This is a genomic window from Algibacter sp. (assembly GCF_049667265.1).
In the GTDB taxonomy this organism is placed as follows: Bacteria; Bacteroidota; Bacteroidia; order Flavobacteriales; family Flavobacteriaceae; genus Algibacter_B.
Window position 1 is genome coordinate 1 of the sequence record NZ_JBATHX010000078.1, and the last position, 2166, is coordinate 2166.

Sequence of the window (2166 nt, forward strand, 5' to 3'; positions counted from 1 at the left end):
TACCATAAAACGCAGTACACAGCTTCAAAACATGTACAACCGCCAAATACTTCTTGCTAAAAAAATTGTTTCTGGTTTGCATGAAGATTTACAGTATGATTATAATTTGATGTTAGAAGATTTATAATCTTAAACTATTCTGATTAATAAACTATTTATTACTCTTTTTACAAGCCTTTATTTGAATGCTAAGCGCAATATTTTATCTTTGTTGGCTTAATACAATATTCATTTTATGAAAATTTCATACAATTGGTTAAAACAGTTTTTAAAAACAGATTGGACACCAGAACAAACTAGCGAATTACTTACCGATTTAGGGCTTGAAGTTGAAGGTTTAGAAACTTACCAATCTGTAAAAGGCGGTTTAGAAGGAGTTGTTGTTGGAGAAGTTTTAACTTGTGTTAAACACCCAAATGCAGACAAACTAAAAGTAACCACAGTTGATGTTGGTGGTGATGGACCATTACAAATTGTTTGTGGTGCTCCTAATGTGGCTGCAGGGCAAAAAGTACCAGTAGCAACTATCGGAACAACTTTATATACCGAAGAAGGCGAATCTTGGGTGATTAAAAAAGGTAAAATTAGAGGCGAAGAAAGCTTTGGAATGATTTGCGCTGAAGATGAATTAGGTTTAGGAAAATCTCATGATGGTATTTTAGTTTTTGATAATGATATTAAAGTTGGAACACTCGTTGCCGACCTTTTTGATATTGAAAACGACCAGGTTTTTGAAATTGGCTTAACACCAAATCGTGCAGATGCTATGAGCCACCTAGGAACTGCTCGCGATTTAAAGGCCGGATTGGTTCAAAAAGATATTAATTTAGAACTTATTACACCATCAATAAGCGCGTTTCATGTGGATAACCGCACTTTAAAAATTGATGTGGATGTTATAAATAAAGATTTAGCACCGCGCTATTGTGGTGTTACAATTTCTGGATTAAAAGTTACTGAGTCTCCTGCTTGGTTACAACATCGTTTAAAAGCTATTGGCTTAAGTCCTATAAATAATATTGTGGACGCTACTAATTATGTGTTACATGATTTAGGGCAGCCGTTGCATGCTTTTGATGCTATAAAAATTACTGGTAACAAAATTGAAGTTAAAACGCTAAAAGCTGGAACAAAATTTACCACTTTGGATGGTGTTGAACGCAAATTACACGAAGATGATTTAATGATTTGCGATGGTGAAAAACCAATGTGTATGGCTGGTGTTTTTGGAGGCATCAACTCTGGAGTAACAGAAAGCACGACAAGTATTTTCTTGGAAAGCGCCTATTTTAATCCGGTTAGTATTAGAAAATCTGCTAAACGTCATGCTTTAAATACGGATGCTTCATTTCGATTTGAGCGCGGTATTGATCCTAATATATGTGAATATGCTTTAAAACGTGCTGCATTATTAATTCAGGAGCTTGCTGGTGGCGAAATAACGAGTGATATCATTGATATTTATTCAAACAAAATAAAGGATTTTGAAGTGCGTTTAAGCTTTGAAAATGCTAGAAAACTAATTGGTGAAGAAATCCCTAAAGAAACTATAAAACAGATTCTAAGTTCGTTAGATATAAAAGTGAACAATGTTACTGAAACTGGCTTAGGGTTAACCGTTCCAGCTTACAGAAATGATGTTGAAAGAGAAGCCGATGTTATAGAAGAAATTCTTAGAGTTTATGGCTATAACAACATTAACACTACTGAAAAACTTAATGCTTCCATTTCCACAACAACACGTTTTGAAGATTATAAAATTCAGAATATCGTAGGAAACCAATTAGCATCACAAGGATTTTTTGAAATTCTTTCAAATTCCTTAACCACACCTAATTACATAGCTCTAAGTGAACAATTAAAAGAAGAACACAACATTACAATGCTTAATCCTTTAAGTAATGATTTGGCTGTTATGAGACAATCATTATTGTTTTCTGGTTTAGAAGCTGTGTCGTTTAATATTAATAGAAAACGTTCAGATTTAAAACTTTTTGAATTTGGAAAAACCTACCATGGTTTTGATGATAAACGTGAAGAGTTTAAGCATTTATCAGTTTTTATTACTGGTAACCAAACTTCTGAAAACTGGCATGAAACAAGCAAAAAGAGTGATTTCTTTTTAATGAAAGGCTTAATTATTTCAGTTCTTGAACGCTTAGGAAT

1 protein-coding gene is annotated in these 2166 nt (G+C 33.3%); it reads left to right on the forward strand.

Translation table 11 applies throughout. From position 1 onward, the window contains the following. Positions 1-235: 235 nt before the first annotated feature. On the forward strand, positions 236-2166 hold a 1931-nt coding region (gene pheT / locus WBN21_RS02830), incomplete at its 3' end, for a phenylalanine--tRNA ligase subunit beta (protein WP_424197783.1).